21 protein-coding genes are annotated in these 23,788 nt (G+C 39.8%); 7 read left to right on the top strand and 14 right to left on the bottom strand.

What is annotated here, in order from left to right; genetic code table 11:
• Positions 1-111: 111 nt before the first annotated feature.
• The 8 genes from MHH64_RS11875 to MHH64_RS11840 are packed head-to-tail and all read right to left on the bottom strand — an operon-like array spanning position 112 to position 14,261.
• Positions 112-813 (bottom strand): 4'-phosphopantetheinyl transferase superfamily protein, encoded by a 702-nt coding sequence (locus MHH64_RS11875; protein ID WP_303447445.1) that lies wholly within the window; start codon positions 811-813, stop codon positions 112-114.
• A complete protein-coding gene (locus tag MHH64_RS11870; RefSeq protein ID WP_340001819.1) occupies positions 806-2,227 on the bottom strand; it encodes an MDR family MFS transporter in 1,422 nt (473 codons plus the stop codon). The genes MHH64_RS11875 and MHH64_RS11870 overlap by 8 nt, the downstream gene beginning before the upstream one ends.
• 2 nt (positions 2,228-2,229) lie before the next feature.
• Entirely contained in the window at positions 2,230-2,451 is a 222-nt protein-coding gene (locus MHH64_RS11865) for an MbtH family protein (protein ID WP_095307392.1), read from the bottom strand.
• A 14-nt stretch (positions 2,452-2,465) separates the two neighbouring features.
• The gene (locus tag MHH64_RS11860; RefSeq protein WP_340001818.1) at positions 2,466-9,620 is read right to left on the bottom strand and encodes an amino acid adenylation domain-containing protein; all 7,155 of its coding nucleotides are present in this window, start codon (positions 9,618-9,620) and stop codon (positions 2,466-2,468) included.
• A gap of 22 nt (positions 9,621-9,642) precedes the next feature.
• Positions 9,643-10,554 (bottom strand): isochorismatase, encoded by a 912-nt coding sequence (locus MHH64_RS11855; RefSeq protein WP_095307394.1) that lies wholly within the window; start codon positions 10,552-10,554, stop codon positions 9,643-9,645.
• 28 nt (positions 10,555-10,582) lie between these two features.
• Positions 10,583-12,196, bottom strand: coding sequence for a (2,3-dihydroxybenzoyl)adenylate synthase (locus MHH64_RS11850; protein ID WP_303450113.1), 1,614 nt, complete (start codon positions 12,194-12,196; stop codon positions 10,583-10,585).
• Between the two features lie 49 nt (positions 12,197-12,245).
• Positions 12,246-13,421, bottom strand: coding sequence for an isochorismate synthase DhbC (dhbC, locus tag MHH64_RS11845; RefSeq protein ID WP_303450239.1), 1,176 nt, complete (start codon positions 13,419-13,421; stop codon positions 12,246-12,248).
• Between the two features lie 54 nt (positions 13,422-13,475).
• Positions 13,476-14,261, bottom strand: coding sequence for a 2,3-dihydro-2,3-dihydroxybenzoate dehydrogenase (locus tag MHH64_RS11840; RefSeq protein ID WP_303450116.1), 786 nt, complete (start codon positions 14,259-14,261; stop codon positions 13,476-13,478).
• Between the two features lie 840 nt (positions 14,262-15,101).
• Between MHH64_RS11840 and MHH64_RS11835 the strand changes: the two genes are divergently transcribed.
• Positions 15,102-15,542 carry a YtoQ family protein gene (locus MHH64_RS11835; RefSeq protein ID WP_095307397.1) on the top strand — a complete coding sequence of 147 codons (441 nt, stop codon included), beginning with the start codon at positions 15,102-15,104 and terminating at the stop codon, positions 15,540-15,542.
• A gap of 80 nt (positions 15,543-15,622) precedes the next feature.
• On the opposite strand, the gene MHH64_RS11830 is transcribed toward MHH64_RS11835, so the two are convergent.
• Both MHH64_RS11830 and MHH64_RS11825 read right to left on the bottom strand, forming a co-directional pair.
• On the bottom strand, positions 15,623-16,141 hold the full coding sequence (locus MHH64_RS11830) for a DUF84 family protein (protein ID WP_251660005.1): 519 nt from the start codon (positions 16,139-16,141) through the stop codon (positions 15,623-15,625).
• 45 nt (positions 16,142-16,186) lie between these two features.
• Positions 16,187-17,251: a M42 family metallopeptidase gene (locus MHH64_RS11825; RefSeq protein WP_118889025.1), complete on the bottom strand. Its 1,065-nt coding sequence runs from the start codon at positions 17,249-17,251 to the stop codon at positions 16,187-16,189.
• Between the two features lie 194 nt (positions 17,252-17,445).
• On the opposite strand from MHH64_RS11825, the gene MHH64_RS11820 reads away from it, so the two are divergent.
• From MHH64_RS11820 to MHH64_RS11795, 6 genes are all read left to right on the top strand, one after another.
• Positions 17,446-17,760, top strand: a complete 315-nt coding sequence (locus MHH64_RS11820; RefSeq protein WP_095307401.1) for a PepSY domain-containing protein — start codon at positions 17,446-17,448, stop codon at positions 17,758-17,760.
• Between the two features lie 276 nt (positions 17,761-18,036).
• Complete coding sequence (locus tag MHH64_RS11815) at positions 18,037-18,171, top strand: BA3454 family stress response protein (protein ID WP_095307402.1); 135 nt, start codon at positions 18,037-18,039, stop codon at positions 18,169-18,171.
• 368 nt (positions 18,172-18,539) lie between these two features.
• The gene (locus tag MHH64_RS11810; protein ID WP_095307403.1) at positions 18,540-18,725 is read left to right on the top strand and encodes a hypothetical protein; all 186 of its coding nucleotides are present in this window, start codon (positions 18,540-18,542) and stop codon (positions 18,723-18,725) included.
• Positions 18,725-20,194 (top strand): sodium:solute symporter family protein, encoded by a 1,470-nt coding sequence (locus tag MHH64_RS11805; RefSeq protein ID WP_340001817.1) that lies wholly within the window; start codon positions 18,725-18,727, stop codon positions 20,192-20,194. Before MHH64_RS11810 ends, MHH64_RS11805 begins: the two co-directional genes overlap by 1 nt.
• A 144-nt stretch (positions 20,195-20,338) precedes the next feature.
• The gene (locus MHH64_RS11800; protein WP_095307406.1) at positions 20,339-20,794 is read left to right on the top strand and encodes a YndM family protein; all 456 of its coding nucleotides are present in this window, start codon (positions 20,339-20,341) and stop codon (positions 20,792-20,794) included.
• Between the two features lie 111 nt (positions 20,795-20,905).
• Positions 20,906-21,094, top strand: a complete 189-nt coding sequence (locus tag MHH64_RS11795) for a hypothetical protein (RefSeq protein WP_303450133.1) — start codon at positions 20,906-20,908, stop codon at positions 21,092-21,094.
• Between the two features lie 109 nt (positions 21,095-21,203).
• Here MHH64_RS11795 and MHH64_RS11790 read toward each other — a convergent pair whose 3' ends face one another.
• The 4 genes from MHH64_RS11790 to MHH64_RS11775 form a co-directional block, all read right to left on the bottom strand.
• Entirely contained in the window at positions 21,204-21,392 is a 189-nt protein-coding gene (locus MHH64_RS11790) for a hypothetical protein (protein ID WP_095307408.1), read from the bottom strand.
• A 265-nt stretch (positions 21,393-21,657) separates the two neighbouring features.
• A complete protein-coding gene (ybaK, locus tag MHH64_RS11785) occupies positions 21,658-22,152 on the bottom strand; it encodes a Cys-tRNA(Pro) deacylase (protein ID WP_340001816.1) in 495 nt (164 codons plus the stop codon).
• Between the two features lie 100 nt (positions 22,153-22,252).
• A complete protein-coding gene (locus MHH64_RS11780) occupies positions 22,253-22,795 on the bottom strand; it encodes an isochorismatase family protein (protein WP_118889021.1) in 543 nt (180 codons plus the stop codon).
• A gap of 36 nt (positions 22,796-22,831) precedes the next feature.
• Entirely contained in the window at positions 22,832-23,671 is an 840-nt protein-coding gene (locus tag MHH64_RS11775; protein ID WP_340003276.1) for an alpha/beta hydrolase, read from the bottom strand.
• Positions 23,672-23,788 lie beyond the last annotated feature (117 nt).

The raw sequence follows: 23,788 nt of genomic DNA, 5'->3' as shown, positions 1-23,788 counted from the left end.
CAGTTCACCCAAAATAAACGTGAGCAGTAGAGGACCACCGCTCACGTTTTATAATTTATAAAAACAATTTGTATGCTATTATAGGTTATCCTTTTCCAAAGCTTTTGACTTCTACATAACATCGTTACATAAGTGGTGAAAACTTATCTGATCCGGATATTTACAAAAGTTATATTCACTTGCACCATGTGCACATACAGCAAGCTTGTAGTCTTTTGCAATTGTAAATTGCTTTAGCATGAAGCCCTTAATCTCTTCATTTCTATCCATATCTATAATAACAGCCTGGTCCATCTTTATTTTTTTCACCCGAAAAGAATCAAGAGGAATAGCCAACCCTTTTCCTAATGCCTTCACATAGCTTTCTTTCATTGTCCAAATATCAAAGCATACAAGGCTTTTATTCTCTGCTGCAAGTATTTCCCAATATTCAAACTCGGTAAAAAGCTGCTTAGCCATACATAAATCAAATACCCTTACCTCTTCTACATCAATGCCCACCTGCTGATCGTGCACCGCACAGACAACAAAATCACCAGAATGTGAAATATTGAATTGTAAAGAAGGATAATCTGGAAAATATGGCTTACCATATGCATTTTTTTCTATTGTAATATCCTTCGCTCGCTTCCCTGACTGTTTATAAAGCACATGCTTAATCAACAGTTCACCGACCAGTGTACGGTAAGCATCTGCGAGGTGAAAGAATTGCATTAATCGTTTTTGCCTTTCGCCAGATACATATGCCAGCATGGATGTTAGCTCTGATTGGCTTTTTTGTTCGGGTAATTGACAAATATAAACTTCAACCAATCCCTTTGCTCCTTTCCACATCTTCCGATTGCAACTGTGGCTTACGCTTATTTTCCGTTTCTTTAAATCTCATTGCAATGATCCATGCGATAATTAGAAATATAGCAGCGCCGAACAATGCATACTGGTAGTTCAATAATCCAATATGTTCAGCCCCTGCTGCATCCGATGCACCGAGTACACTGGACAATATAGCTACACCAAGTACAGAGCCTAGTCTGTTCTGCATATTAAATAATGTTGTTGCTCTGCTCATAGAAGCAGAATCGATATGTTTAAATGCAGAAATTTGTGCAGCTCCTACGGTCTGGCCCAGGAAAAAGCCAATACCAAACATCAATACTCTGAGCAACCATGGATTTGATGATGCCGATAGTGCAATGAGTATAAATACAATAATGGTTCCTAATAGTGAAAAGACTAGCAGACGCTGCAATCCAAGTCTTTTCAGGGTCCAAGGCATGATTTGAGAAGCTGCCATTAATCCAAGCGCTTCTAGAAATGTTGTTAGTCCTGTGTGTAAAGCACTTACATTTAATGCGTTTTGGTACATGAGCGGAAATACGTAAAGCATCCCCAATAAACCAGCCGCTGAACAGAGACTGATTAGACTCATTATGCGAAACATCGGATCTTTCAAGAGGCTTAAATTGATCATCGGTTTGTCGATACGAAGTTCTACAAGAACGAGCGCAATCATGAAAGAAATACCGACAAGACCAGTAATTAGAATTTCCGGAGAAGTCCAACCTTTTATCGTACCTTGTGTGAGTGCATAAATTGACATCGAAAAACCTGATAGCGACAGTAAAAAACCTTTATAATCAAATTTCCCTACCGCTTCCTCCAGATGTTCCTGCAAGTATACCTTCCCAATTACTAAGGCTAGTATGCCAACTGGAATATTCATATAAAATATCCATCGCCAGGAAAGAACATCTACAAGCAATCCGCCAATTACCGGGCCAAGTGCAGGTGCAAGTGCGATTGGTATAATTAGTATACGTGAAAGCTTTGGCCGTTCTTCATGGGTAAACGTTCTAAATAAAATCGCCATACCAACAGGGGTAAGAAAACCTGCCCCTATGCCCTGCAAAATTCGATACAGATTCAATGTAAACATATTGTGAGCTATTCCGCATAATGCTGATGCAATCGTAAATAGTGCAAGCGCGGCTAGAAATACACGTTTCGTTCCAAAACGGTCACCAAACCAACCAGCTGCTGGAAGAAACATTGCTAAGCTAACGAGATAGCCGATGTTGATTGTTCCAGTAGCAGAAGGGGGAACGTCGAACGCTTCCCCAATTGCCGGTAATGCTACATTAACGATGGTACTATCAAGAGCAGACATAAACATAGCAAGTACATAAACAATGACAACTGCTACTCTAGCATTAAAATATTGCTTCATTCCTAAGCCCTGGAACCAATGCTTTCAGATACTCTCAAACTATTTGGCATCTGATTATGCCAATGTGATTTAATATAATCCAGGCACTTTTCGTGATTGTCTGCTCCGTAAACATGTTCCCATCCTGATGGTATATCCAGAAAGTCGGGCCAGAGTGAATACTGGCCTTCCTCATTGATTAAGACTACATAAATTCCATCCGGGTTTTCGAAAGGATTGCTCATCATCTATCTCTCCTCTATGAATCTATTAAGATACGTCGATACATACTGTTTAGCTTTTCAGAAATAATTTCTCCGATTTCCGCCAACGGTTCCGGCTGACACATATCCTTATGACGGCAATGAATATCATACGCTTCAAGGGTCCCATGAACATAAGATTCCCATGCGTTGACATGTATCGGCTCAAACCACTCTGGAATAATAGTCGACCGGAAAAAGAGAATATCACCAACAAATAGTTCCGGTTCTGATTGGCTCAAAATATGTACAGACTGTACATATGTTTTCTTCAAGTTCATAATCACAGCATCATCAAGGCTTGCTAATGCACTACCGTCTTTCTTAAGCAACTCAATTACATGCTCCAATTCCAATGGCTTCTCCCCAAAACTTTCAGGATCATATCCTCCCAAGGCAAGTAAAGCAATCTGTGCTTCTGATTCGTCAGGCATATTGTTTATCGGCAGAAAATGATTTGGATATGCATCCAGCATAGCGACAAGTGCAACCTCCTCCCCTTGTTGTTGAAGTTTTGTGGCCATTGCTTGAACAACATTTCCACCTAATGACCATCCAATCAAATGATAAGGACCCTCAGGCTGAACACTTTGTATCTGCTCAATATAATCTGCAGCCATTTCATCCAATGACTTCGGATAGTTGCCTGGCTCCGAAATTCCTCGTGCCTGTAAGCCGTATATCGGAAAATCTTTCCTTAATGCTTTGATCAGCCCCGCATAGCACCAACTAAGCCCTCCTGCAGGATGTACGCAGAATATCGGTGGAAGACTTCCGCTTCTACGCAGTGGCAGCAACACGTTAAGTGCGTTATGATCATCACCAATTTCCAATCGTTCAGCAAGCCCTGCAACAGTCGGAGATTCAAAGAGATTACCAATACTAAGCTCTATGCCGAACGTTTCTTTAATTCGCGTCATCAACTGTACAGCAAGCAGAGAATGACCACCAAGATGGAAAAACTCATCATCGATCCCTACATATGGCACTTCAAGTACTTCCATAAATAGGTTACAAAGGACTTCTTCTTGTGGTGTTCTTGGCCCACGTCCGTTCATTTCTGCTGTATAGTCAGGTTGAGGCAATGCCTTGTAATCGAGTTTGCCATTAGGTGTTAATGGAAATTCGCCGATCACTGCAAACGCTGATGGAACCATATAATCAGGCAAATGTTTCGCAACCCAATGCCGTAAATCAACATGCTCTCCATTTTCGTTTCTCTTTAAGACAACATAAGCTATAAGCCGTTGATCACCCGGTTGATCTTCCCTGCTTATCACGGTTGCTTGCTCTACTTGAGGATGTTCAGAAAGCACATGTTCAATCTCTCCTAATTCAATTCTGAATCCTCTTATTTTAACCTGCTGGTCGGCTCTGCCTAAATAATCCAGGACCCCGTAGTCTTTCCAACAAGCTAAATCCCCGGTGCGATACATTCTTGCACCTCTTTCCCCATAGGGATTAGCGACAAAGCGACCTGCAGTTAATTCAGGACGCCCAAAATAACCTCTCGCTAATCCAGGACCGGATACATATAATTCCCCTACGACACCTAATGGAACCGGCTGGAGAAAATTATCCAATACAAATACATCAAGATCCGCTATACCTTGGCCAATGATACTAGCTGCTCGTGCTGAAAGTGTTCTCTTGCTAAGCTCCATGTACGTAACATGAACAGTTGTTTCTGTAATACCATACATATTGATTAGTTTCGGTGCATCATCAGCATGTCTTTCATACCAATCGTCTAATCGACTTAGTTCGAGTGCTTCCCCTCCAAAAATGACATACCTTAATACTAGATTCTGCCCGATTACTTCCTGTTCACGATCTGCCTGCATTAACTGATAAAATGCGGAAGGTGTCTGATTTAATACGGTAACTCCTTCTTGAACAAGCAACCGCAGAAAGTCAGCAGGTGAACGGCTAATCGTATGCGGTACAATGACAAGACGGCCTCCATACAATAGAACACCCCACATCTCCCAAACAGAAAAGTCGAATGCATAAGAGTGAAACAGCGTCCATACATCATCTGCTCTAAATTGGAACCATTCATCAGTTGCTGTAAGCAAACGATGAACATTTTGGTGAGGAATAACAACCCCTTTTGGAAGACCCGTTGAGCCGGAAGTATAAATAATGTAAGCTGGATGAAGCGGCATCAACGGCTGGACTCGTTGTTGATCTGTCGGATTTGTAACCTTATTTTCATTTAACTTTTCTACAATTTCTTTTTTGTCCAAGACAATACTTGGAGTCACATCCGTTTCCGGAAGTTTGGCAGCATATGCTTCATTTGTAATAATAAACTTCGGCTTTACATCTTCCAGCATAAATGCGATACGTTCACTTGGATAATTCGGATCGAGCGGTACATATCCTGCTCCAGCCTTCAATATCCCTAATAAACCGATTATCATTTCAAATGACCTTGGTAGAGCAAGTGCGACAAACTGCTCCGGGCCAACACCTTCAGCTATTAATAAATGTGCAAGCTGATTCGCTTTCTGATTCAATGTTTGGTAACTCATTTTTTCGTTTTCAATTACGAGTGCAATGTTTTCTGGATGAAGCATCGCTTGCTTTTCAAATAGTGATGGCAAGGACAGCTCTTGCATATCTTCCTTCACACTTCCAAGTGTAAGCAACTTTTGCTTTTCTTCCTGTTCCAATATTTCAAGACGCCCAATCGGTTGCCCCTGATCCTTCACAGCTGATTCCAATAACAGGATAAGCCGTCTTACCATCAATACGATCGTTTCTTCCGTAAAAAGATCCGTTCTAAATTCCAGGAAACCATCTAAACCATCTGCATTTCCAATGTCATTAAAACGTTCACGAAACTCTAACGTAAAATCAAACTTAGCTGCCCCTACACTATAAATCGATAGATCACTCTCTAGATCAGGTAAATTCAGGTCTGGAGCAGTTGTATTTTGTAGTGCGAGCATAATTTGAAATAATGGATGCTTTGATCTCGAACGAACTGGATTTAGTACCTCTACTAATCTTTCAAACGGTAGATCTTGGTTTTCATAAGCATTGATATTGACCGTTCTCACTCTGTCGAGCAATTCCCGGAAACTTGGATTACCGGATGTGTCTGTACGCAATACCAATGTGTTTATAAATAAACCAACAAGGTCGGTTAGCGTATCATCATTTCTTCCCGCTACAGGGCTTCCTAAAGGTATATCCGTTCCTGCTCCCAGTCTTGTCAGCAATGCTGTCAGCCCTGCTTGTAATGTCATAAATAAACTGACCCCGTTTTGTGCAGCGATATCCAGCAACTGCTGATGCAGTTCCGGACGAATCGTAAATTGGTATGTCTCTCCCTGATAGCTAGACTCCAATGGGCGGGAATAGTCTGTCGGTAATTCTAGGTAGTCAGGCAAGTCTGCTAATGTTTCTTGCCAGTAAGCGAGCTGTTCATCAGCTAAAGTTTTGGTATCCTGTTTGTTATCTAGCAGTTTTTCTTGCCAAAGCGCATAGTCTGTATACTGCACGGGTAATGCTGTCCATTTTGGGGCTTCTTCTTGACAACGACTGACATATGCCCGCTTTAGATCCTCTGTTAATGGTGTGAGCGACCATCCGTCACCCACAATGTGATGCAGTAATAGGAGAAGCACATACTTATCCGCTTCTACTTCAAAAAGTTCAACCCGAAATGCTGGCTCCTCTGCCAAGTTAAAGCAATACCTTACAGCTTTGTTCAATTGATCATTTAATTTCACTTCTTCAATTTGATGCACATGCAGTACAGGTTTGGCCGCCTCGGTATCCAATATCAGTTGCTGGGAGGCCCCAGCTTCTTCCGGAAAAATTGTTCTTAAAGATTGATGCCGCTCAACCACATCCACGAGCGCATCCCGTAATGCATCGTAATTTAATATTCCTTTTAAATGAACGACAACTGGGATATTATAAGTTGGACTAGGTCCTTCCAGCTGGTATAGGAACCATAAACGTCGTTGTGCGAATGATAATGGAATCATTTCTTGAGCTTCTGCCTTCTCAATAGGTGGTCTTACTTGCTTACCCTTGTCCAGCTGCTTAACAAGAGTTGCAACAGTCGGAGTCTCAAAAATTTTTCCAATGCCGATCTCAACCTCAAACACTTCACGAATTCGATTAACTAACTGGGCAGCGAGCAGCGAATGTCCACCAAGATCAAAGAAACTATCATCAATGCCTATTTGCGAAACACCTAGAACTTGTTTATAAAGATCACATAATATTTCTTCTTGTGGGGTTCTTGGCTCTCGGCTTTGATCGCCTTTCATGATATCCGGTTCCGGTAACGCTTTTCGATCAATTTTCTTATTAGGTGTTAATGGCAAGTCATCTAATATAACGAATGCGGAAGGAACCATATGGACGGGCAGCTTATTTCGTGCAGATTGGCGAAGTTCAGTAAGATTAATTTCTTCCCCTGTCTCTGGCACAAGATAAGCAATTAAACGCTTATCCCCTAACTGATCCTCCCGAACGACAGCTACTACCTGATTAACAGTGCAGTCTTTTGCAAGAAAAGCCTCAATTTCCCCAAGCTCTATTCTAAAACCTCTTATTTTAATCTGATGATCTGATCTACCTATATATTCAAGCCTGCCATCTGCTCTCCGGCGGACAACATCGCCAGTCCGATACATTCGATCTCCTGGTGACCCATATGGGTTGGCAATGAAGCTTATCGCAGTTAAATCAGGTCTGTTAAAGTATCCTCGTGCCAGTCCTTTTCCAGCTATATATAAATCTCCGCTCATTCCAGGGGGCACAGGCTGCAAGCTGGAATCCAGCACAAATACCTGAGTATTTCCAATCGGGCACCCGATGGAAGGAATACCTGTTTGCTTCTGATTAAGGGTCATCGCTGTAGACCATATCGTTGTTTCTGTCGGTCCATAAAGGTTTGTTACTTCACAATCAAGTTCATTAAGTGCTTCTGCTAGATTAGCTGTAAGCGCCTCTCCACCGACAAGCACCCGTAGTCCCCGTAATTTTTGCGGGAATGACGAGACGAGGGCATGCCAATGAGTTGGTGTTGCCTGCATGACAGAAATACTGTTTTCTTCAATCAGATGCGCTAATAAAACGGGATCTTTAACTACGTCCTTTTCTGCAATAACACAACTTGATCCGCTAATAAGCGGGAGAAACATTTCCAGTGCCGATATATCAAAAGCGATTGTTGTAACAGCTAAAAGTCGATCCTCCTCCCCTAATTTAAATCTGTTTTGCATCGAATGAAGGAAATTCATCAAGGCTTCCGCGGTCACAACAACCCCTTTCGGACGACCAGTCGAACCAGATGTATAGATCATATATGTTGGCCGATGAGGTGCTATTGGTACGCAAGGAAAATCGATATTAGCATAGGCAGCTAACCTTTCCTGAACAACTAAATCATCTAACACGAGATTCGGAACTTCGCTTTCTGGCAAACCATACTGTATTGACTGATGTGTCAGTATACACATAGGCTTGGCATCATCCAGCATATAAGCAATACGATCAGATGGGTAATCCGGATCAATCGGTAAATAGGCTGCTCCCGTTTTTAGAACAGCTAAGATGGCAATAACCATATCTTCTGATCGCGGCAGTGCTAATACAGCAAATTTCTCAGGTCCCAGCCCATGTTCTTTTAGTAAGTGGGCAAGACAATTAACTTTCTCATTCAATGCAGAATACGTAAGCGTCTTTTCATTAAATATCAACGCTTGAGACTTCGGTGTAGATATCGCCTGTCTTACGAACATTTCCTGTACAGTTACTTGCTCTTGCTCTAACGAAGTACGATTCCATCTGTATAAGACATTATCTTTTTCCTCTGGTAAAAGGACATTCATTTTCGAAACGTTCACATCTGCTTCTGTCATTGCAATATTTTCTATTACATGTAAAAGACGCCTGAGATGAAGTTCTATTTCCTGTTCACTATAAATATCTGCATTCGCGTTAAGATCGACTCTTAGCCCTTTGCCATCACGCTGATCATAAATATTTAGAGAAAGATCATCGACTGGTCCTGTATGAAGCTTATGCGTTTTCCCTATACTTCCAGCAAAATTTAATTCATAATCAAACGGCATCATATTAATTTGCGGACCGAATAATCGCTGATTTCCACCCACCAATTTCAGGTCTCGCCGTAATGTTTCATGTCGGTAATTCTGATGCAAACGAACTTCATGCATTTCTCGCTGCACGTGCTGCATTAATTCTGAAAAAGTCATACCTGGACGCACCGCAAGACGTAATGGCAGCAAATTCATTACCATTGCAGGTACCTTTACCGATGATGTGCCCATACGGCACATCATCGGTAAACAGAGAACAACATCTTCAGCACTCGTTAAACGCTGCATATAAACAGCTACAGCCGCAACAATTACTTCATACAAACTTCCTCTATTGGCCATTTGTTTCAATTGATCCACTGTATCAGTTGGTACATAGCCTGTCTGATAGATGATCTGGTTTGATAATCGCGACGAAGTATCTGCGAAACTTACTACGTCGGGTTGATCGCTAAAACGGTTCATCCAGAAAGTGCGATCATGCATGTATTTCTCTGAAGTTAGATATGCCTCATTTTCCTCTAACACATCTTGATATGACCCCAGCTTGTCTACAGCAGGATGGCGATATACAAGTGATGTATAAATATCTGCCACTCGCTGTGCGATGAGCGCAAACCCATATGCATCCGCAGCAATATGGTGAATACGCTGATACCAGAAATACTGATCCGAACTCACCTTAAATAAGGCTTGCTTAAACAGCAAATCTTGCGTCAGATCAATTGCTTCAGCAAGGTCGACCTTCATCCAACTTTCAGCAGCTTGTCGCGGATTTTTCTCCCCACTTACATCTATAAAATGAAAGGAAAAATCTCTCTGTTCACGAACTTCCTGCCATGGACCGTCTTCACTCTCTCCAAACCTGGTATGTAGCGAATCTGCCTCTTCGATTGCCTGCCGTAGTGCTTTTTCAAAGTGTTCGAGCTGTAGACTACCGTTAATCTCAACATATTCAGCCGTATTATAAATAGGATTCTCTGGTTCCAGTTGTTGTGCATACCAAATACCGGCCTGAGCACCAGTCAATGAATGGTGCGCCACTATCGATCTAGGCATATCTTTGAACCTCCTTTTTCATTTATACCTTGTCACTTACCCTATCGATTAAATTCCACCATGCTGATAAGTTACCTTTTTCTGCCAACCTGATAAAATTAACTTCTAATCCGTTTTGTCTCCACGATTCAACCAAACTCATCAGCCGAATGGAATCAAGCCCTAAATCGAACAGATCATCAGTATCTGAAAGTTCTTCAGCCTCCAAATCCAGAAGTTCGGCAACTTGTTGGCGCATTGCTTCAAAAGTAAATGATCCTGTCATGTCTGTTTCTTCCTTTGTATTGCTCCCCTCAATCACTTGCAATTCTCGCAGTATGTCAGCAGTAGAAGTTGTAGCTGCACATCGTTTTGTTGCATATTCGATCGCCATTTTATGCTCATCCAATGAAAAGTCTGCAACTGCATCAGCAACAAAGAAAGGCTGTATATCATACATAAATGCTTCAGCTGCAGTTAGAAGACACCCGATATGTGCATAAACACCACAAATAATTAACTGGTCACGCCCTTGTTTCTGTATAATATCCAGAAAGTCTGATCTTTTAAATGCACTATACCGCCATTTCGTAAGCATTAAATCATTTTCCTCGGGTGTGAGTGCATCAATGATGCTAGTCTGCGCTGGATCATCCGAAAGCCCTTCACCCCAGAAATCTGTTAGCAGTGCCCTATCCTCAGGATTCTGATCACCTGGCTGTGCTGTATAAACTACTGGAATAGATTGTTTTTTACATTGTGCTTTCAGTAATTCAATATGGTCTACCAGCTCCGTCACCGGTGATTGACCTCTGTCATAAAAATTTAAAAAGTAATCTTGCATATCATGAATAAGCAGAACAGCCCTGTCCGGGTCCACCTGCCATGAAACTTTATTTTCTGGAAAATCCGATACATTCGGCATTGAATAAGATGGAATCTTAGGAATACCCATTAAAACACTTCCTTTCATATTTTTGATTTTATACATTTGCTAATTTTTCTGTAATCATCTTACGTAAAGCTTTTTTACTGACTTTCCCGAAAGGTGTTTGCGGAAAGGAATTAACGATCTCGATTCGATCAGGAATTTTATAAGTTGCAATCCCTCTCTTTTGCAGAAACGCCTTTATTTCAGCGGCAGACGGTGTTTGCTCAAATGGGATAATAAATGCACAAGACCGCTCACCGAGAAATTTATCAGGCATGGAGACAATCGCGACATCTAATACATGACGATGTGCAATCAGATGATCTTCCACTTCTTCTGCTGCTATTTTTTCACCACCACGGTTAATTTGATCTTTGACTCGGCCTTCCATAACGATATATCCTGCTTCATTTAAACTCACTAAATCCCCTGTACGGTAAAATCCATCTGAAGTAAATGCTTTTGCATTATGGTGATCTGCTTTATAATATCCCCGGATTGTATATGGGCCACGAGTTAACAATTCTCCGGCTTCTCCTTGTGCTACTTCACGATCTTCCTCGTCAACAATCCGGATTTCATCGTAAGGGGACATCGGACGCCCTTGGGTATGGATGACAATTTCATCGGGATCATCTAATCTGGTATAATTCACTAAACCTTCAGCCATCCCATAAACCTGCTGCAATTTGCAATCAAATGCTGGCTGAATTCTTTTAGCAGTTTCTGAACTGAAATGTGCACCACCGACTTGAATAACCTGAAGACTGGAGAAATCGCAAGAACGTGTTTTGACAGCTTCCAGCCAAATAATTGCTAGTGGCGGAACAAGTGCTGTAATACTTACTTTCTCTTTTTCAATCAGTGGAAAGGCTTCATCTGGACTCGGACCAGGGGAAAGAACAATCCTGGCACCAGCATAAAGTGCGCCAAGCACCCCCGGTGAACTTAACGGATAATTATGCGCAATCGGCAAAACGGCCAAATAGACGCTCTGCTCGTTTAGGTCGCATATTTCATTGCTCCTGCGCAAGCTATAAATATATTCATCATGTGTTCTCGGTATCAGTTTAGAAAGCCCTGTGCTTCCTCCTGAAAGCTGTAGAAAAGCAATGTCACTAGGTGATACTTCAGGCTGTATATATTGATCATCGATATATAAATCGGCTAATTTCATAAAATCCTCTGATTCACCAAGTGTAATAACATGCTGCAAGGAAGGTGTATTTTCACGTACTTCCCGAGCCATGTCGAAATAATTATAGCCATTGAAATGATCTGGCATAATATACGCCTTCGCTTCCGAAAATGCGCAGAAATATTGGATCTCACTATATCGATGCGTCGGAAGTGAAAACACTGGCAATACACCCAGCCTAAACAATGCAAAACAAACCTCAAAAAATGCAATTGTATTTGGTAATTGAACGACAACACGGTCTTCTTTTTTTAATCCTATTCGCTGAAATCCTGCAGCTAATTGGTCTACTCTCTCATCCAATGTTTTATAGCTCACATGCTCTTCACCATACGTTAAAGCAATATTCTCACTATACATAGCGGCTCTATCACGCAATATTTGCCCAAATGTTTCACCCCGCCAGCAATCTGTATCACGGTAAAATGCGGCAATTTCATGGGGCCAAGGTTGACATCCATCTAACAAAATAGTTTCCTCCCTGCTCGTTCGTTTATAGTTTCCTGCAAAACTTCTATCAGTCTTTTATACCCATTGCCTGGAGCATCGTTCGAAACTTGGCTGAAGTCTCGTTCAATTCTTCTTCTGCTTTTGAACCAGCTACCACTCCCGCACCTGCAAACAGCCGTATAGAACGTTCCTTTACTTCGGCACAGCGTATTGTTACAATCCATTCTCCATCCCCGTTTTCATCACACCAACCGACCATTCCGGTAAAGAGACCTCGGTCAAATGGCTCTATCTCATAGATAGCTTCACGAGCTAATGCTGTTGGATAACCACAAACAGCTGGTGTCGGATGCAGTGCAATAGCGAGTTCCAGCGAAGATGTTTCGAGCTGTTTTAAAGTTCCACGTATCTCTGTCGAGAGATGCCACATTGCTTCTGTCTTCACTAAGGACGGTGACTCTGGCACTTCCATTGTTTCACAGAAAGGAGCAAGTGCTTCCTTCACCATGTCAACTACGACAGCATGCTCATATAAGTCTTTTTCCGAATCTAGCAGCTCGTTGGCCCGCCTTTGATCTTCGACTGAATCATCACTGCGAGGACGGGAACCTGCAAGGGGATTTGCAAATACAGTATGTCCGCATTTGGATACAAGCAGTTCTGGGCTTGCGCCAACTAGCGTACGTTTTCCTTTAGATTCCTTTTGTTTTCTGGTCGGTTTTTCATCCGTTAAATCGACTGCAAATGTATACCCTTGCTTATTATGTAGCGCCAGATTTCTTAAAAGCTGGTTAACATCAACCTGCTCCACTGTGCTAAAATGCAAAGCCCTGGAAACAACAATCTTGTCGATATGTCCTGTTGCAATCTTCTTCAACCCCTGGTTAACACCATTCATATATTCCTCTGGTTCTGGTATAGGCTGCATTTCATATGGATACATGTCGAATAAAGATTCCTGCTGTTCTTCGTCTATATCTAAAGGCTCGGAAACATCCACTTTCTCAGGAATAATTATTTCCGAATCTTCCGAGTAATCAAAAGGTACTGCTCCCACAGCAACAGGATAAGGGTGTCCAGCCTGCTTCGCTTGATTGAGAGCAGCCTCTACACGTGATGGTAGGCTAAATAATTGATTTTCAGTTTCCATTGCCTTCTCAATAACTGAAAATATACCTTTTCCTACCATCGTTTGATTTGGCGATGCTAGGAAGAAATCTCCTGCTGCATACTCATCTAGCATCGATTTATGTTTTGCAACACTTGTTTTACTCACTTTCTAATTACCTCCTCCATGTTATATGCCTAAAGTAGCTCCTCCATCGATAACCATATCGTGCATGGTTATATGGGATGCATGATCGGAAACTAAAAATAGTACCGTTTCAGCAATATCCTTTGGTTTGCCTAGCTTACCCAGAGGAATTCCAACTCGGTATGCCTCAGATTGGCCTTCTATCGTTTTTTGGGCACCGTGTTCATCTTTCCAAAGTTTTTTCAGCATACTTGTTTCCGTGGAACCGGGAGAAATAACATTACAGCGAATGTTATACTGGGCGAGCTCTAGTCCCATACATTTTGTAAACATTGTTGCGGCCGCTTTAGAAGCTCCATATGCAGCCATTGCCATTCTTGGCATATGAGCCGCATTAGAGCTTACCGTAATGATGGCTCCACTTTTACGAGGGATCATGCGCCTAGAAACAGTACTTGATACATGAAACACGCCGGTAGCATTGACAGCAAAGCTTGCATTCCAATCTTCTTTATCGAGCACATCGATCTCTCCTAATCGCAGCATACCAGCCGCATTTACTAGGATCTCGATAGGTCCGACATCGGATTCAATAAAAGCAACAACTTCCTCAACAGCATCTAAATTGCTGATATCTATTGAAAAACCTGTAGCCTGATAGCCTTTATCCTGCAATTCTTTTACGCACTTTTTCAGTACTTGACTATTTGTATCGATTGCCGCAATTACTGCACCATTCTCAGCAAGCTTCTCGGAAATAATTTGTCCCATCCCTCCTGCCGCCCCAGTAACGACAGCAATTTTCCCATTGATTTCACTCACATTCATAGCACCATTCCTTTCGAATAATTGGTTCTGGGTGAAAAAAATAATTGAGAATGATTTTCATTATCAATTATCGACACCCATCATAGACGCTATTAACGTGAAAATCAACTATTTTTCTTAATTTTTTATCATTTGGTAATTTTGTACTACACCTGTATTTCTTAAGTATAAATACATAGTTTTTTCTTTGTTTATCACTTTTTAAAAACGTAAAATATTGTACTTTTACAATAAAACACAATTGAAAATGATTATCAATATCAACTAAAGATATATGATAGGCTTGAAAATTTTAAAAATCAAGTGTTTTTCCATCGTTTATGTTATTTGCTCTTCTGTTCCTATTGCTAAGGTAATGCTTTATTTTTTCGAGTACTATAAAGGTCATTTATTAATGGATAAGTAAAATTGATTATGTGTAATAAAACAAAATCAGCCTTAAGACATGAATGAATTTTTTTTTAGTAATTTAGGGCTTATTTTCAAAGACTACCTGAAATTTGTGAGACTCCATATTTTGTTGTTAACTATTTTCGTGAAGAATTTATTTCATAAAAAAAGGGTATATATACACTTTAAGAAAGATGCTGTTAATGACATTGCACTAGGCATAACAGCATGGAATATATTTTCTTTCCCAGAAGCAGAGTTCTTGATTTCGGATTCCCTGAAATTATCATTGCTGGCACTGCTATTCAAGGTTTGCATTGCGAGAAACGCGTAATAGTTTATCCGATAGGAGAATTACTTCTGGAAAATAAAATTTCAACAGCGATTCCTTTGCAATCAGTTTAAAATTCGTTACTATTAATAGTAGAATCAATCTTGGGAGGGATAAAAATGGAACTAACTGTATATTTAGCGGGGCAAATTCATACAGATTGGCGTGATGAGGTACAACAAAAAGCAAAGGAACGAGATCTTCCATTAAAATTTGTTGCACCACAAACCAATCATGACCGTTCGGATGATATTGGAGAGGATATTTTAGGTGAACAGCCTGGCAAGTTGTATAAAGACGACGCCGCTTCCAGTGTAAATAACTTCCGTACACAAGTATTAATGCAGAAATCGGATGTTGTGATTGCGCTATTTGGAGAGCAGTATAAGCAATGGAACACTGCAATGGACGCAAGTGCTGCCATTGCAATGAATAAACCAACTATTATTATTCGTCCAGAATCTTTAATTCATCCGTTGAAAGAGCTTTCCAATAAAGCGAATGTTACAGTAGAAACAGTCGATCAGGCATTAGAGGTATTAGCATATATTTATGAATAAGAAGAACAAAAGCGCAAGTGCCTGATTAGCGATGTACCGACTGCGCTCCGAACGAAAGAACCGAAAGTAAGGGGTCTCCCTTACTTTCGGTTCTTTTTTTCACTCCAGTATTCCCATTGACCGCGTAACAGCTTCACAACATGCACGAACATTTCCTGTCGCGATACCAGATCATTCGTGAAAATTCCAATCGCTCCTTCTCGAGTCCGTACTGCTTGCTTTTCTGCATAGCGATCCATTAGATCGCCTAGCTCTGCACCATCACGCAATCCAGCTTCTAGTTCTTTTGGTAAAGCAACTCGAGCACCACTAGCCGTAAATATCTGGCCCTCTGGTGTAACAAGTGCGCCCCAATTACATAAATATAACCTGCTGTCGACGTACATGACACCGCCCTCTAGTCCGATGCCAATTGCTATGTCTTCAACTTCCGCACATTGCGTTGCTCGATTTACTGCTCCAAGCATTGTTTCTTCGTCTGAAAATGGCTGTTTCGATACGCCAGAACTTGCATTGAAAGCAGTTATCGAAGCATCTGGAAAAACTTCGGAAACTGCATTAATTTTCGTTGGGTTTTTTGAACCAATTTTAATCTTCATCCTCATTCACCTCGTGCTTGTATAAACAATAAACTCGAAACTCCTTTACGCCTTTCTTATTACTTCAAGCATGTTTTGGTCTGTCGTTTTAACTAGCTTCACTAACAATTCTTTCGCTGCTGCATAATCGTCTACATGAATGATGGATGCAGACGTATGAATGTAACGTGAACAGATTCCAATAACTGCTGACGGCACACCATCACCAGACAGGTGTACACGCCCGGCATCTGTTCCACCTTGCGAAATAAAATATTGATATGGAATGTTGTTCGACTCTGCCGTATCCAAAACAAATTCACGCATACCGCGATGTGTAATCATCGTCCGGTCAAAAATACGAAGCAATGCGCCTTTGCCTAATTGACCAAACGCTTTTTTATCGCCTGATGCATCATTTGCTGGTGAAGCATCCAGTGCATAATAGATATCTGGTCCAATCATATTCGCTGCTACTTGTGCTCCGCGTAACCCAACTTCTTCTTGTACAGTTGCACCAGAATACAATTGGTTTGGCAATGTGTCATGTTGTAATTCCTTCATTAATTCGATAGCAAGCCCACAGCCGTAGCGGTTGTCCCAAGCTTTAGCAAGAATTTTTTTATTGTTTGCCATCGGCTCAAAAGGTGTGATTGGGACGATGGAATCTCCTGGACGTACGCCAATCTTCTCTACATCCTCCCGATCATCTGCACCGATATCAATGAGCATATTCTTAATTTCCATCGGCTTCTTACGTTGTGCCTCTGTTAAAAGATGTGGCGGGATTGAACCAATCACACCAATTACAGGACCGTTTTTCGTCATTACTTGGACACGCTGCGCAAGCATTACTTGATTCCACCAGCCACCAAGTGGTTGAAAGCGAAGCATACCATTGTCTGTTATTTGCGTCACCATAAAGCCGACTTCATCCATATGGCCTGCCACCATAACGCGCGGTCCTTCTCCATGCTTTACACCAAAAACGCCACCAAGGTTATCCTGAATGATCTCATCTGCATACTTTTCTAATTCTTTTTTCATAAAAGAACGGACAAGATGCTCATTCCCCGGCGCACCTTGCAGCTCTGTCAGATTTTTAAATAGCTCAAGTGTAACTTGTTTCATCTTATTTCCCTCCAAATAGGTATAAACGATTTAGAACATCCAATTTTAGTATAACTGAAACCGTCGAAAACTTTCCACTTATCACGCACTATCGTTTTCATTTTATGCGATAATCCTGTATACTTGCACATAATAGAGGTGTTCAACACGCACTTCATATACAGTCTACTAATCTTTTTCAAGAGGTGAACGTATTGAGCAGAAGAAAAGTGATTCTTGCCGCTGCATTCGGTTTTGCAATCGGATACTTGGCAAGGGAACAAGTCAACCACTATCAAAAAGTAACTCCAGAGAAAGCTTTAAATCATGCAAAAGAAATGTTTAAACGCAAAGGGCCAATTAGTGGATCATGGATTTATATGAAACCAGAGGAAGTCGAACGTAATGGCCTTCTTTATAATGCCTATCGCGGCGGCATTACCCGTAATATCGATGGTGAAAATAAGCAATATGAATTTTATGTAGATGTAGAAACTGGTGGGATTATCGACACGAAACAAACTGTATAAGAAGACAACAAAAGCTACTTTAGAAGATAATTACTTTTAAGGTAGCTTTTATTGTCTTCAAGTTATCTTTACCGCTTAAAGCCATTGCATCAATTCCCCTCCCCGGACTAGTCACAGTCTAACCAGCAAACGTTCATATTAATTCCATACTAAGTTTTTGTAAAATTGCAGGCAATTACCTATACAAACAGGTAAACTTATCGTATAATAAATGTAATTGATATAATATTTAGTCAATTCGACATTAATTTCATTTTTTTGACAGGAGGACACAAAATGATTCAAATTAATCTTACCATCGACTATGACGGTAAGCTCTACAACACGAATGTAATCACAACAAACGATACAAGTGATGAAGAAATATTGCAAATAGCTATTTCACAAATTGAACAGCAATGGAAAGAATGATTTCATAAGTAGGCATCTGTTAACGATACCTGCTTTTTTTAATTTCCTCCATAGATCGTCTATTGTATAACTATTTCAAGATTCTCCCCCCCAACTCCAATATCCACTTAAATAAAACCTATTATAAATTCAAATAAAATATGGCAAAAATTAAATCTATTTGCTATGATAATTCTTATATATTTTAAATGTTGATATAGGAGGTTTGTCCAAAATTTATACTAAGTAGTCCTTTTAATGTGAATTTTTTCACATTAAATATCATATTCATGCTTTAATTAGACAACGACAATTTGTAAACGATTTACGGATGACCTTATCTTTCAGTGGCAAAATAGATTATTGATTACATGTTTCGGAGGTATTTGATGAAAACAAATGAGTTAACATGGGCATTACTTATCTTGGTTATTGTTTTACTAGCATTTATCCTTCCCTATACCGTGCTCGCGAATGTTACAAAATGGTATGGAAGCTTCTTGTTATGGATTGCTTTGGCACTTATTACAATTATCATGAATTATTTCTTGACAAAGAATTGGGGTAAAAAATAATGACAACTTCTCTTGTTTGGTGGGCTATTTCGATTTACGTCTTGCTGGCCCTCGTTATTGCATTTCTATCCAGAACGGGCAAACAGCATAATATGGAGAGCTATTTTCTCGGCGACCGAAAAATGGGTGGATTTGTCTCAGCACTTAGCTACAGCGCTACCACTTACAGTGCATTTATGCTCGTGGGGCTAGCTGGTCTAACCTATAGTGGTGGTGTAGGAGCACTCGGGTTTGAACTAATATACTTGATGGGTGTTTCATTAGTTGCCTTCTTTGGTCCTCGATTTTGGGTGGTGGGGAAAAAGTATGGGTATGTGACACCATCTGAAATGCTTGGTGATCGTTATGATAATAAATATGTTGCAATTGTTGTTGCGGTTACAAACTGTTTGTTTCTTATACCGTACAGTGCTGTTCAGCTTTCAGGTGTCGGTTACTTATTGCAAGGTGTTACGAATAATGCTATTCCTTATACGACAGGTGTCCTTATTGCTACACTACTTGCGATTGTTTTTACATACATTGCCGGTATTCGTTCTGTAGCATGGACAGACTCCCTTCAAGCATTGTTTATGATTGTTAGCTCTACAGTGGTTGTACTTATTCTTGTGAACGGATTAGGTGGGTTTACTACATTCTTTGAAACGATTGAAACGACGCAACCTGAATTATTAACGGTTCCAGGTAACGGATTTTTTAGTTTTCTTACATTTCTAGGATTAACGATTCCTTGGTTCTTCTTTAGTCTTTCCAATCCACAAGTCAGTCAACGTTTGTATATGCCAGCATCCTTAAAAAGCTTAAAAAATATGCTGATGGGCTTTCTTGTATTTGGTTTTATTTATACCTTTGTTGCTATTATCTGGGGCTACTCTGCTGCAATCATGTTTCCTAACTTAGAAAACGCTGATCTTGCAACACCATTGGTGCTTTCTTCAGATTTAGTACCTCCTGTCCTTGGAGTTATCGTCATGGTTGGGATCATGGCGGCGGCAATTTCAACAATCGATTCGATTTTATTAACGTTATCATCCCTTTTTGCTAAGGATGTTTATGGAAATATCAAAAAGAATACGAGTGACAGGTTACAGCTTCGAGTTGGAAAAATTGTTATTCCAATCATCGCTCTCCTTGCCTATCTTTTTGCTGAAATGCAACTGAATTTAATTGCAGTGCTTTCTGTAGCTTCCTCGGCTGGATTAATTGTAGTTGTGCCAGCAATCATTGGAACCTTCTTTTGGAAAAGAGGAAGTGCAGCAGGTGTTCTTTCCAGTGTTTTAGTTGCTGGGATTATTGTTATTCTTCTCGAGTTTTTCCAAGTGAAACCATTTGGACTTGCCTCGGGACTTTGGGGAATTGGAATTTCAACGATTCTTTTTATTGAAGTTAGTTTACTAACAAAAGCTCCCGAAGCAAAAGCAAATGAATTTCTTACCTATATCCGCCAAGCATTAAAAAAAGAAAGCTAGGAAGTTGAGTCCCTTCAATTTTGAAGGGGTCTTTTTTATTGTCATGAATAGTTAACTCACCATGTTTATTTTCCAATGAATGACTTCTCTTAGAATGGGATAACCTATAAAAAGTATGTTCACTATAGAGAGGATGCGGATTCTATGAAATATATCAAACCGTTAATCATTAAATTTATTTTAACAACTGTCATTGTAAGCATTGTCCTTGGACTCTTTTTCAATGTTTCTTTTGCAGGAGTAATAACAACAAGTGTGCTTCTTACTGGACTGGCTTTTCTTGGTGATGTGTTTGTTATACCATTGATTGAAAAAAGCATGGCATTAATCAGCGATTTTATCCTTGCATGGGTAGTTGTGCTTTTTATTGGAAATATGCTCTTTAACGCATCCGTTCCAATTGGTTCAGCAGCATTTATAACTGCCGCCGTCATCACCGTTGGGGAAGTATTTTTCCATCAATATATGAGGCGAGAAGTGTTACGAAATTTAAAAAATACGGAGAACAAAGTTGTTTACCTTCCAAAACGATATTTCCAAACAGAGTTTAGTTCGGAGTTAGATAAACCAAATGATCCAACAAATCAAGATGAAAAATAATATTTTGTATTTGTAGGAGTATTTTTTATAAAATGGTACACAATATGGATTGTAAAAGCCACTTTATGATGTAGTGAATTGTTTTTACAAACAAATCCTAGGAGGAATAACATGAATAACAGACAGAACAACCGCAATAGAAACAACAATAACAACAATCATAACAATAATAACCAGGAAGTTAATAACGTTGAGTTCGCGAACGAATTTCTAGATGATTTAGATAACAATAACAACAACAACAATAACAACAACGATAACAATAATAAACGTAACAGAAACAATAACAACAATCGTTAATACGGAAACCTGTCTCGCGGATCAGTGAGACAGGTTTTTTAAGTGATAACATCATATCCTGATTGGAATCGGTAAATAAAGAAACCCGAGTAGTTTATACTCAGGCTCATTAACGAAAAGATGATAACAATTGATTATGTGCTGCTTTCGCAGATTCTGCAGCTATTTTCAGATTCGATTTGATTTTAGGGTTTGCTGAAGTTTGTGCAAGCACTTCTAACTGATTGGCAATTTTCTGATGTTCACCTATCAAATAATGTAAGTTCTCTAATTCCGTATGTGTTAAATACTGGTTCATAACTCATTTCCCTCTCTTTGTGTATATTAAATTATTCTTTCCTTAAGAATGGTGAATCATACCGGTGAATCACGAAAAAAACTCCAATTATAGTGTATGAAAGTGCAAGGTTGTCTCATTACGAATTTTTTCTAGGTTGTGTTGAAAGGTGTATGATGTAGATGCAATGTTTTTTCTTTTAGTGAAGTTAAAGGAGATAACTAGGTAATAGGAAAAAAAATCAATCCACTTATAGGGTGAATTGATTCCTAAGGTAATAAATTATTTAACTATTTCTTGAAGCAATTTCTGCATAGGCTGCTTTTGTTACAGTTATCAAATCAAATGGTGCTAATTCGATTTGCATCCCTCTTTTTCCAGCTGAGACAACGATTCTTCCCATCGTTTTAGCTTCAGTAGCAAGATACGTTGAAAAACTTTTTTTCATTCCAATCGGTGAGCAGCCACCACGTATATAGCCTGTTGTTTTTTCTAAATCCTTCATCGGTAGCATTTCCATCTTTTTGTTGTCACTTACTTTTGCTAATGCTTTTAAATCGAGTTCATTTTCAGCTGGGATACAGGCTATCGTCACACCAGTCTTATCACCGACTGTCACTAAGGTTTTATATATTTTATCAAGTTGCATACCTACTTTTTCCGCAGCAGTCCGAGCATCTAACTGCTCCTCGTTCCACGGATATTCATAAATGGTATAGTCAATTTTTTCTTTATCCAACAAGCGGATGGCATTCGTTTTTTGTATCTTTTTTTTCTTCATTGGGTAGTGACCTTCTTTAACGATTTTGTATACAATCATCTTATCATAAATCTGATAGTTCCCTATAGGAAACTGCCCATTCACGTACAGGTTCTATCTTTTAAGCTTTGGTTGAAGATTGATACTTCCCCACATACTCCTCTTGGTCGAGTACTTCTATAACAGTTGACCAATGCAATACAGTTCCAACGAAATCTCTTATATCCAATCCTTTCATTTCATAAGTAGCTTCGTCATTAACCGTCCCAGTTGCATCTTCAATAAACGTTACCCGATAGCCTCTGTCATAAGCAGCGATTGCAGTAAATTGACAGCAAAATTCTGTTTCGAATCCTGTTATAAAGAGATGATTTACTCCGAGTTGATCTAACTTTTCACTCAGATTTGTCTGAAAAAAGGAACTTGGCGTCTTCTTTTCAATTACAATATCTGCATATTTTTTTAAAGCATGATGCAATTCTGAGCTTGGGGATTCCCTATAAAATGGACTTTTTTCATCACCTTCTAAATGTCTTATAAAAATTATGGGCTCCTCATTTTCTTTAAAATCACGAATAATAGATTCTATATTGTTCAGTTCTTGCTGGAAATCTTTACATTCTACAATAGCATGTTGCACGTCGATTACGAGCAGAGCTCTCATTATTACACCACCTAATTTATATTCTAAATAGTTAACCTAATTGCTTACCGTACTTTGAACAAACTGAACAAACGACTCTTCCTCTTCTACAAATGGATTATGATTGCTTCTCTCAAAAGTTGTCATACTTGCATTTGGCATTAAATCTGCTGCTTCTTTTGAAAAAACATGCGGACATTGCGCATCATAAAGCCCGCAATAAATAGATGCAGGAATTTGAATACTAGGTAACAAGGGTCTGACGTCGTAGGTTTTCAATTCTTGGTATGAAAAATAGTTGAGACGTGGACTGACCGCTTTTCCACTGTTTGGACGATTTATAATTTCTTCGTACTGTTCGTAGTCGAAGATAGACATTAAAAACCACTCTTTATTTAATGCTCTTCTTTCTTCAATCGGGGTTGTTGGTGAATCAAGCAAGCGTAAAATTTCAATTATACGAGCGTTATTCGGATTCTCTTTACAATAGATACTTCCTGGGTGATCCATATATGCAGCTGATGCGCATAGCCCTCCGCCAATTATTTTTGTTAGGCTCTCCTGTGCTGTTGCTCCATACATTAATGCAAGCATTCCTCCTGTTGAATGCCCTGCAAATCCCCATTTCGCAATGTTTAATGCTTCCCGAATTGCCTCTAAATCCTTAACCGTTTCAGACATACGATACTCTGATTCATGCACTGCTTTCACCGAGTTACCGCATCCTTTCAAATTCACTAAATAAACCGTATAGCGATCCGTAAATGGTTGGGCAAATGTATTTCCATTTGTATTATATTCGCTATACAGGTGAGTTACACATAGTGGCTCTCCGTTTCCCTTTTGAAAATATTCAAATCTTCCTCGGCTTGTCTCAATAAAGCTCTGTTTCCACACCATACCTACCTCTTTTCTCGTCTGTGTTTTCAAACAATTACTTTCTGTTTTAAGTTTCTTATTAATAAAGCGCACCTTCTCTAAATTTACCTCTAAATTTACTTCACCAATCTTGCC

Source organism: Oceanobacillus sp. FSL K6-0127 (assembly GCF_037983385.1).
GTDB lineage: Bacteria > Bacillota > Bacilli > Bacillales > Amphibacillaceae > Oceanobacillus > Oceanobacillus profundus.
Note: the sequence above shows the minus strand (reverse complement) of the source record. Positions and strands in the feature narration are given on the sequence as shown.

Coding starts and splice junctions, on each gene's coding strand:
- MHH64_RS11870 (WP_340001819.1), bottom strand. CDS start 2,227: ATGAAGCAATATTTTAATGCTAGAGTAGCAGTTGTCATTGTTTATGTA.
- MHH64_RS11865 (WP_095307392.1), bottom strand. CDS start 2,451: ATGAGCAATCCTTTCGAAAACCCGGATGGAATTTATGTAGTCTTAATC.
- MHH64_RS11860 (WP_340001818.1), bottom strand. CDS start 9,620: ATGCCTAGATCGATAGTGGCGCACCATTCATTGACTGGTGCTCAGGCC.
- MHH64_RS11855 (WP_095307394.1), bottom strand. CDS start 10,554: ATGGGTATTCCTAAGATTCCATCTTATTCAATGCCGAATGTATCGGAT.
- dhbC (WP_303450239.1), bottom strand. CDS start 13,421: ATGCTAGATGAGTATGCAGCAGGAGATTTCTTCCTAGCATCGCCAAAT.
- MHH64_RS11840 (WP_303450116.1), bottom strand. CDS start 14,261: ATGAATGTGAGTGAAATCAATGGGAAAATTGCTGTCGTTACTGGGGCG.
- MHH64_RS11835 (WP_095307397.1), top strand. CDS start 15,102: ATGGAACTAACTGTATATTTAGCGGGGCAAATTCATACAGATTGGCGT.
- MHH64_RS11830 (WP_251660005.1), bottom strand. CDS start 16,141: ATGAAGATTAAAATTGGTTCAAAAAACCCAACGAAAATTAATGCAGTT.
- MHH64_RS11825 (WP_118889025.1), bottom strand. CDS start 17,251: ATGAAACAAGTTACACTTGAGCTATTTAAAAATCTGACAGAGCTGCAA.
- MHH64_RS11815 (WP_095307402.1), top strand. CDS start 18,037: ATGATTCAAATTAATCTTACCATCGACTATGACGGTAAGCTCTACAAC.
- MHH64_RS11810 (WP_095307403.1), top strand. CDS start 18,540: ATGAAAACAAATGAGTTAACATGGGCATTACTTATCTTGGTTATTGTT.
- MHH64_RS11805 (WP_340001817.1), top strand. CDS start 18,725: ATGACAACTTCTCTTGTTTGGTGGGCTATTTCGATTTACGTCTTGCTG.
- MHH64_RS11800 (WP_095307406.1), top strand. CDS start 20,339: ATGAAATATATCAAACCGTTAATCATTAAATTTATTTTAACAACTGTC.
- MHH64_RS11795 (WP_303450133.1), top strand. CDS start 20,906: ATGAATAACAGACAGAACAACCGCAATAGAAACAACAATAACAACAAT.
- MHH64_RS11790 (WP_095307408.1), bottom strand. CDS start 21,392: ATGAACCAGTATTTAACACATACGGAATTAGAGAACTTACATTATTTG.
- ybaK (WP_340001816.1), bottom strand. CDS start 22,152: ATGAAGAAAAAAAAGATACAAAAAACGAATGCCATCCGCTTGTTGGAT.
- MHH64_RS11780 (WP_118889021.1), bottom strand. CDS start 22,795: ATGAGAGCTCTGCTCGTAATCGACGTGCAACATGCTATTGTAGAATGT.